At 57.1% G+C, this 8105-nt stretch carries 7 protein-coding genes; 1 reads left to right on the top strand and 6 read right to left on the bottom strand.

Annotation, left to right across the window (positions count from 1 at the left end; translation table 11 throughout):
* The 6 genes from Q0341_RS04070 to ccsA form a co-directional block, all read right to left on the bottom strand.
* On the bottom strand, nt 1-271 hold a 271-nt coding region (locus tag Q0341_RS04070), incomplete at its 3' end, for a hypothetical protein (protein WP_299510772.1).
* Between the two features lie 174 nt (nt 272-445).
* Nucleotides 446-1579 (bottom strand): ribonucleotide-diphosphate reductase subunit beta, encoded by a 1134-nt coding sequence (locus Q0341_RS04065; protein ID WP_299510771.1) that lies wholly within the window; start codon nt 1577-1579, stop codon nt 446-448.
* Nucleotides 1580-1719: 140 nt separating this feature from the next.
* Nucleotides 1720-4602: a ribonucleoside-diphosphate reductase subunit alpha gene (locus tag Q0341_RS04060; protein ID WP_299510773.1), complete on the bottom strand. Its 2883-nt coding sequence runs from the start codon at nt 4600-4602 to the stop codon at nt 1720-1722.
* Nucleotides 4603-5065: 463 nt separating this feature from the next.
* Nucleotides 5066-5629, bottom strand: coding sequence for a 1,6-anhydro-N-acetylmuramyl-L-alanine amidase AmpD (gene ampD / locus Q0341_RS04055; RefSeq protein ID WP_299510769.1), 564 nt, complete (start codon nt 5627-5629; stop codon nt 5066-5068).
* Nucleotides 5630-5717: 88 nt separating this feature from the next.
* Nucleotides 5718-5954, bottom strand: a complete 237-nt coding sequence (locus tag Q0341_RS04050; RefSeq protein WP_299510768.1) for a PP0621 family protein — start codon at nt 5952-5954, stop codon at nt 5718-5720.
* Nucleotides 5951-6754 carry a cytochrome c biogenesis protein CcsA gene (gene ccsA / locus Q0341_RS04045; protein WP_299510767.1) on the bottom strand — a complete coding sequence of 268 codons (804 nt, stop codon included), beginning with the start codon at nt 6752-6754 and terminating at the stop codon, nt 5951-5953. Before ccsA ends, Q0341_RS04050 begins: the two co-directional genes overlap by 4 nt.
* A gap of 77 nt (nt 6755-6831) precedes the next feature.
* Here ccsA and ffh point away from each other — a divergent pair.
* Nucleotides 6832-8105 (top strand): signal recognition particle protein (gene ffh / locus Q0341_RS04040; RefSeq protein WP_299510766.1); only part of this gene is annotated, 1274 nt, incomplete at its 3' end.

Genomic DNA, 8105 nt, shown 5'->3' with positions numbered 1-8105 from the left:
TGGCTGCGACTGCTTTTTTGGCAGGAGCGGCTTTCTTAGCGGGTGCTGCTTTTTTGGCGGCTACTTTTTTGGCAGCTGGCTTTTTGGCTGCGACTGCTTTTTTGGCAGGAGCGGCTTTCTTAGCGGGTGCTGCTTTTTTAGCGGCTGGTTTCTTGGCTGCAGCTACTTTTTTAGCTGGAGCCGCTTTCTTGGCCGGTGCGGCCTTTTTCACTGGAGCAGCTTTTTTTGCTGCTGCTTTTTTTGCAGTTGCCATGATTTTCTCCTTGATCAAGTTGAGAACTCAACGGAAAGGGAACGCTTGGTGCTTGTTGGATTGCACAAAGCGATCCATGGTGCTGAGGGAACCCCCAACACCATGAACGCAGAAAAACCACAACGCCCAAAATCCGGAGAGATTGTGGCGTGTGGTTTGAAGAGGGGATTCATTTTGATGGGCGTCAGAGGATCAGTCCCAGGACAAAGCCCCGCCAGTTTGGTATTCGATGACCCGGGTTTCAAAGAAGTTACGTTCTTTTTTCAGGTCGATCATCTCACTCATCCAGGGGAATGGGTTCTCTTCGTTGGGGAAAAGGGCTTCCAGTCCGATTTGGGTGGCACGGCGGTTGGCAATGTAACGCAAATAGCCTTTGAACATAGAAGCGTTCATGCCCAGCACCCCGCGTGGCATGGTGTCTTCAGCGTAGCGGTATTCCAACTCCACGGCCTTGAGGAACAAGTCCTTGATTTCAGCCTTGAACTCGGCAGTCCACAGTTGTGGGTTTTCAAGTTTGATGGTGTTGATCAGGTCAATGCCAAAGTTGCAGTGCATGGACTCGTCACGCAGGATGTACTGGTATTGCTCGGCAGCACCGGTCATCTTGTTCTGACGGCCCAAGGCCAGAATTTGGGTGAAGCCGACGTAGAAGAACAGACCTTCCATCAGGCAAGCGAACACGATCAGCGACTTGAGCAGGGTCTGGTCGTTTTCTGGTGTGCCCGTCTTGAAATGGGGGTCCATGATCACGTTGATGAACGGGATCAGAAACTCGTCTTTGTCGCGGATCGATTTGACTTCGTTGTAAGCGTTGAAAATCTCACTCTCGTCCAATCCCAATGACTCAGTGATGTATTGGTAAGCGTGGGTGTGGATGGCTTCTTCAAAAGCCTGGCGCAACAAGAACTGGCGGCATTCAGGGGCGGTGATGTGGCGGTAGGTGCCCAAAGTGATGTTGTTGGCGGCCAGCGAGTCGGCCGTGACGAAGAAGCCGAGGTTGCGTTTGACCATGCGACGCTCGTCTTCGGTCAGACCGTTCGGGTCTTTCCACAAAGCGATGTCGCGGTTCATGTTCACTTCTTGCGGCATCCAGTGGTTGGCGCAAGTGGCCAGGTATTTTTCCCAAGCCCATTTGTATTTGAAGGGCACCAACTGGTTGACGTCGGTTTGGCCGTTGATGATGCGCTTGTCTGCGGCATTCATGCGGCGCGGTGCAGCGGCTGGATTGGACGTTGAAGACGCCGATGCCGCAGACGCCGCAGCGCCAGATGGAGAAGGCATTGCAGGTTGCAATGCAGGTGTCGTTTGATTGTCCCAGGAGAGCATAAAAATTCCAGTTCTCAAATTATGAAAGCATGCCTACAAATTGCAAAGCAGTGATTCGCTTTATGCGACGCGCTGTGTCGGAAGTGTTGTTCAATAGCATCGAACGGCGCGCCGATGGGCGCTGTTCGATACAAGTGAAATCACTGGCAAGCTTCGCAGCCGGGATCGTCGATGGCGCAGAACTTGATGTCCGTGGCTGGAGTGGCACTCATTTGGGCTTGCGCCGCAGCAGCGGCCGCTTCGATGGCATTCATGCCGCCATTGGGTGCACCCGATGAAGACACAGCGTTGTGGGAGCCTGCATTCACGGTGGACTTCTCGACCTGAGTGGCGCTGGATGTGCGCAGGTAGTAGGTGGTTTTCAGGCCACGCAACCAGGCGAGCTTGTAGGTGTCGTCGAGTTTCTTGCCCGATGCACCGGCCATGTAGATGTTGAGCGATTGCGCTTGGTCGATCCACTTTTGACGGCGTGCAGCCGCTTCAACCAACCAGGTGGTTTCAACTTCAAAGGCTGTGGCGTACAAAGCTTTGATGTCTTGGGGCACGCGGTCAATGGGGCGCAGCGAACCGTCAAAGTGTTTCAAGTCCATGACCATGACATCGTCCCACAGGCCCAGGCGCTTCAAGTCTCGCACCAAGTAGCCATTGATGACGGTGAATTCACCAGACAGGTTGGACTTGACCGACAGGTTGCCAAAGCAAGGCTCAATGGATGCATCCACGCCAATGATGTTGGAGATCGTGGCGGTCGGGGCAATGGCCACGCAATTGGAGTTGCGCATGCCGTCTGCCTTGATTTTCTGGCGCAGGGCATCCCAGTCCAAGGTGGCCGAGCGGTCGACTTCGACATAACCGCCACGCTCACGGGCCAGCAAATCGATGGTGTCCAAAGGCAAGATGCCTTGGTCCCACAAAGAGCCCTTGTAGCTGGAGTACTGGCCACGTTCTTTGGCCAGTTCGGTGGAAGCCCAGTAAGCGTAATAGCAAATCGCTTCCATCGATTGGTCGGCAAACTCCACGGCCGCTTGAGACGCGTAAGCGATGCGCATTTCGTAGAGCGAGTCTTGGAAAGCCATCAGGCCCAGACCCACAGGACGGTGGCGAATGTTGGAGTCGCGGGCTTTTTTGACCGCGTAGTAGTTGATGTCGATCACGTTGTCCAACATGCGCATGGCCGTGGAAATGGTCTTTTTCAGCTTGTCATGGTCCAGGACTTTGCCGCTGGCGCTGTCTTTGAGGTGGCGCGACAGGTTGACCGAGCCCAGGTTGCAGACGGCGGTTTCGGTGTCGCTGGTGTTGAGCGTGATCTCGGTGCACAGGTTAGAGGAGTGCACCACACCCGCATGTTGCTGGGGTGAACGGACGTTGCAGGCGTCCTTGAACGTGATCCAAGGGTGGCCGGTTTCAAACAGCATTGACAGCATCTTGCGCCACAGGTCATTGGCAGGCAATTTTTTGCTGGGCTTGATCTCGCCGCGTTCTGCTTTGGCTTCGTAGGCGGTGTAGGCCTTTTCGAAGTCGGCACCAAATTTGTCGTGCAGGTCGGGGCAGTCTGAGGGCGAGAACAATGTCCAGTCGCCTTTTTCCATGACGCGGCGCATGAACAGGTCGGGAATCCAGTTGGCGGTGTTCATGTCATGGGTGCGCCGGCGGTCATCGCCGGTGTTCTTGCGCAGTTCCAGGAATTCCTCGATGTCCAAGTGCCAAGTTTCCAAATAAGTGCAGACCGCGCCTTTGCGCTTGCCGCCTTGGTTCACGGCGACAGCGGTGTCGTTCACCACTTTGAGGAAGGGCACCACGCCTTGGGATTCACCGTTGGTGCCCTTGATGTGCGAGCCCATGGCCCGCACACGGGTCCAGTCGTTGCCCAGACCGCCAGCAAACTTGGACAGCAAGGCGTTTTCTTTGATGGATTCGTAAATGCCGTCCAGATCGTCGGGCACGGTGGTCAGGTAGCAGCTGGACAACTGTGGACGCAAAGTGCCGCTGTTGAACAAAGTGGGGGTGGACGACATGAAGTCAAACGAGGACAGGATCTCGTAGAACTCGATGGCACGGGCTTCGCGGTCTATTTCGTTGACGGAAAGACCCATGGCCACACGCATGAAGAAGGCCTGAGGCATTTCGATGCGTTGCTTGCGCACATGCAGTAAGTAACGGTCATACAGGGTCTGCAGGCCCAGGTAATCGAACTGCAGATCGCGCTCGGGCTTGAGCGCTTGCGCCAACTTGCTCAGGTCAAACTGTGCCAGTTTGGCATCCAGCAGATCGTTGTCGATGCCCTTTTTGATGAACTGGGGGAAGTAGTTGATGTACTCCTCGGCCATTTGGTCTTGCGCCACTTCCTTGCCCAGGATTTCCTTGGCGATGGTGTGCATCAACAGGCGAGCGGTGACGTAGGTGTAGTCCGGGTCTTTTTCAATCAGCGTGCGTGACGCGAGGATGGAGGCCTTGTACACCTCTTCCATGGGCACGCCGTCATACAGGTTGCGCATGGTTTCGGCCACGATAGGTTCAGGGCTGACATCTTTGCCCAGGCCTGCACAGGCGTTGACCATCAGGGTTTTGAGGTAATCCATGTCCAAGGCGACACGCTTGCCTTGGTCGATGACGTGCAAGGCGGGCTCTTGGGGTGCACTGGCCATGGCTTGGGATTGTTGTGAGCGCTCTTGGGTGCGACGCTCGCGGTACAGCACATAGGCGCGGGCCACTTCGTGGTTGCTGCTGCGCATCAAGCCCAGTTCGACTTGGTCTTGCACGTCTTCGATGTGGAAAGTGCCGCCACCGGGGCGTGAGCGCATCAGGGCGCGCACCACGTTTTGGGTCAATTCCTCGACCACTTCGCGCACGCTGGCAGACGCTGCGCCTTGGGTGCCATGCACGGCCAAGAAGGCTTTCATCATCGCCACAGCGATTTTGTTGGGCTCAAACGGCACTACGCCGCCGTTGCGGCGAATGATTTGGTAATGGTTCAAGGCGTTCATGACCGGGGAGCCTGTATTTTCAAGTTCAGGCAGGCTCATCAAGCCGGTAGACGTGTGGGTGATGGTCAGGTCTGTTTGCATGGTCATCTTTTAATTGAGGGTCCAGGTTGATGCGATAAAACGTGCTTGTGATGCCGTCAGGGGTATTTGTGAGAATTTGTAACGGACACTATATCTGGTGTACGAGGTCATGACAAGCCACTACAGGTAGTGTATCGGGTCCATGGGGCGTTGCCCGTTTCTTTGCCTGGTTGATGGCACGTGGGGCGTGTTTTCAGACTCTGAAAAACGTGTCCGAAACTGCAATGAACACTGGCTTTTCAAGATCAATGTCAAGATGGATGGGACTTGCAGGGAGTTTTGTGGCCGAAATGCCCGTGTTTGCGTCGGCTGAGTTGTGTCGGTTTCTGGGCTATCTGCCAAAAACAACATAAAAATAAAAAAAACAAATAAAAAATATTTTTTATTTTTGGTGTTCGAAGTGTTCAGTTGGCGACGGGTTCTAGAAATCCAGACTCAATTTGAGGCGATCCCAGTCGAACCCGGGCCCAGGGTCCTGTTTTCTGCCGGGTGCGATGTGCTCGTGGCCCGCCACATGGGCAATCGGGTAGCGCTGCTGCAAACTCTGGCAAAGCCGGATCAGTTGCGCGTATTGGGCGTTCTCAAACAGGTCGCCCTCCAGCCCTTCCAGTTCGATGCCGATCGAGTCGTCGTTGCAATTGGTGCGGCCCCGGTATTCGGATTGACCGGCGTGCCAAGCCCGTTGGTCGGCGCTGACGAATTGCCACAGGCTGCCGTCACGCTCAATGTAAAAGTGGGAGGACACCTGCAAGCCCCGGATTTCTGAAAAGTAAGGGTGAGCATCCCAGTCCAACTGGTTGGTGAACAGCGCTTGCACAGCTTCGCCGCCGTATTGGCCAGGGGGCAGGCTGATGGAGTGGATGACCAGCAAATCGATGCATGCGCCTTCAGGTCTGGGCCCAAAGTTGGGGGAGTCCAGTCTTTGGGCCGGTGTGTACCAGCCTTGTTGCCAAAGGTGATCAGGTTCAGCGGTTCGGGCGGTCATGTGGTGCTGTTCAACGTTGGGGCGTGTGCACAGGCTGCCGAGGGGGCCTGCGCAGGCCAATGGGTGGCAGGCCGGTCTGCCAAGGGGCTTAGGCCGGGTTGCTGTCTTGGGCAGCGGCGCGGTGTTCGGTGCTGCAATACAAACCCTTGGCGCCGGTGACGGCCTCGTCTTGGGGCAGGTGAACGCCGCATTGTGTGCAGGTCACCATGTTCGAGGGGCTGGCCGGGGGTGATGGTTTTTTCTGTGCGGGGGTGTTTTCGCGGCGGCTGCGCTTGAAGGCCCAGATCGCCAGCAAAATCACCAAGAGCCAAATCAGGTATTTCATCCAGCCCGTCCAATCAAGACTTCCATGACAAAGCGCGAACCTGCATAAGACAAAAGCAGCAAGCCCGCACCGATGTAGAGCACCCGCACAGCACGGCGACCTCGCCAACCCCATTGGCGGCGGCCGACCAACAAAGTGGCAAAGGTGATCCAGGAGAGGACTGCAAAGACCCGCTTGTGGTCCCAGTGCCAAGGGGCGTGGCTTTGGCCATACAAGGCTTCGCCAAACAGGGTGCCAGCGACCAAGGTGGCCGTCAGGAGTACGAATCCGGCGGTCACAAAGCGAAAGGTCAGGCGCTCAAGCGTCAACAGCGGCAGGCCGCTGCTGCCTTCGTGGGCCAGGCGAATGTCGTGTTCTGTGCGTGTCATGAGCCAAGCGTGCACCACTGCGGCGGCGAACATGCCGTAAGCAGACAAACCCAGCGCCCAGTGCAAGGGCAACCAGGCCGAAGCTTGGGCGGTCAGCGGTGTGCCCGGAAAGAGCCAGGCCAAGCCTACGGCGACAGCGCCCAAGCCGGCCATGGCCCAGCGAGCCTTGAGCTTGGGGAAAAACTGGGTTTCGATCACATAGGCGGTCACCAATAGCCAGGCGGTGACCGACAGCGCTGGGGCAAAACCAAATCGCACCGGACCCATCAGCAGCACCAGCAAGCTGATGGCGTGCAAAACCCAAGCCAGCAAGAGCAAGCGGCGGGCGTTCACATCACTCAGGCGCTGGGGCACCAGAGCGGGCAAGGCATAGATCAGGGCTGCCAATGCCGAGAAAGGCAGCGTCCACAAAGGCGCAGTCGCTAAAATCATGTGTCCGAGTTTAGCCTTTCAGGCGCTGCCGCTGTGGCTTCGCCAACACGCTTGACCGGTTTTTTCTGGATTCCCCCATGGCCTCCGCCCTGACCGACAAACTCTCACGCCTCGTCAAGACCCTCAGCGGACAGGCCCGCATCACCGAATCGAACGTGGCCGACATGCTGCGCGAGGTGCGCATGGCCTTGCTCGAAGCCGACGTGGCCTTGCCGGTGGTGCGCGATTTCATTGCCCGGGTGAAAGAAAAAGCCCTGGGCCAAGAGGTCATGGGCTCGCTCAAGCCCGGCCAGGCCTTGGTGGGTGTGGTCAACCGCGAATTGGCCGCCACCATGGGCGAGGGCGTGTCCGACATCAACCTGGCTGCGCAGCCGCCTGCCGTGATTTTGATGGCCGGTCTGCAAGGTGCCGGTAAAACTACCACCACCGCCAAGCTGGCCAAGCACCTGATCGAAAAGCGCAAAAAGAAAGTGCTGACGGTTTCGGGTGACGTGTACCGCCCCGCTGCGATTGAGCAGCTCAAAACCGTCACCGCTCAGGCCGGTGCCGAATGGTTCCCCAGTTCGCCCGACCAAAAGCCGATCGACATCGCCCGCGCCGCGATTGACTACGCCCGCAAACACTTTTTTGACGTGTTGCTGGTGGACACCGCCGGTCGTCTGGCGATCGACGAAGCCCTAATGGCCGAGATCAAGGCCTTGCATGCCGAGTTGAAGCCGGTTGAAACCCTGTTCGTGGTCGATGCCATGCAGGGCCAGGACGCGGCCAACACCGCCAAGGCTTTCAGTGATGCCTTGCCTTTGACGGGCATTGTGCTGACCAAACTCGACGGTGATTCACGCGGCGGTGCTGCCCTGTCGGTGCGCCAGATCACGGGTGTGCCCATCAAGTTTGCGGGTACGAGTGAAAAAATCGACGGTCTGGAAGTGTTTGATGCCGAACGCCACGCCGGGCGGGTGCTGGGCATGGGCGACATCGTGGCCCTGGTTGAGCAGGTCACGGCGGGTGTGGACATGGAGGCCGCGCAAAAGCTGGCCGCCAAGGTCAAGAGCGGTGGCAGTTTCGATTTGAACGACTTTTTGGCCCAGATCCAGCAGATGAAGCAAATGGGCGGCTTGTCGAGCCTGATGGACAAGTTGCCCAGCCAAATGACCGCCAAGGCCGGCGCGATGGACATGAACAAGGTCGAAAAAGACATTGGCCGCAAGCAAGGCATCATCCACAGCATGACGCCCAAAGAGCGCAGCAAGCCCGAGCTGATCAAAGCCACCCGCAAGCGCCGCATTGCTGCAGGCGCAGGCGTTCAGGTGCAAGACGTCAACCGCATGCTCAAGGAGTTTGAGCAGATGCA

Source organism: uncultured Limnohabitans sp. (assembly GCF_937889215.1).
Taxonomy (GTDB): Bacteria; Pseudomonadota; Gammaproteobacteria; order Burkholderiales; family Burkholderiaceae_C; genus Limnohabitans_A.
Note: the sequence above shows the minus strand (reverse complement) of the source record. Positions and strands in the feature narration are given on the sequence as shown.

Coding starts and splice junctions, on each gene's coding strand:
- ccsA (WP_299510767.1), bottom strand. CDS start 6,754: ATGATTTTAGCGACTGCGCCTTTGTGGACGCTGCCTTTCTCGGCATTG.
- Q0341_RS04050 (WP_299510768.1), bottom strand. CDS start 5,954: ATGAAATACCTGATTTGGCTCTTGGTGATTTTGCTGGCGATCTGGGCC.
- ampD (WP_299510769.1), bottom strand. CDS start 5,629: ATGACCGCCCGAACCGCTGAACCTGATCACCTTTGGCAACAAGGCTGG.
- Q0341_RS04060 (WP_299510773.1), bottom strand. CDS start 4,602: ATGAGCCTGCCTGAACTTGAAAATACAGGCTCCCCGGTCATGAACGCC.
- Q0341_RS04065 (WP_299510771.1), bottom strand. CDS start 1,579: ATGCTCTCCTGGGACAATCAAACGACACCTGCATTGCAACCTGCAATG.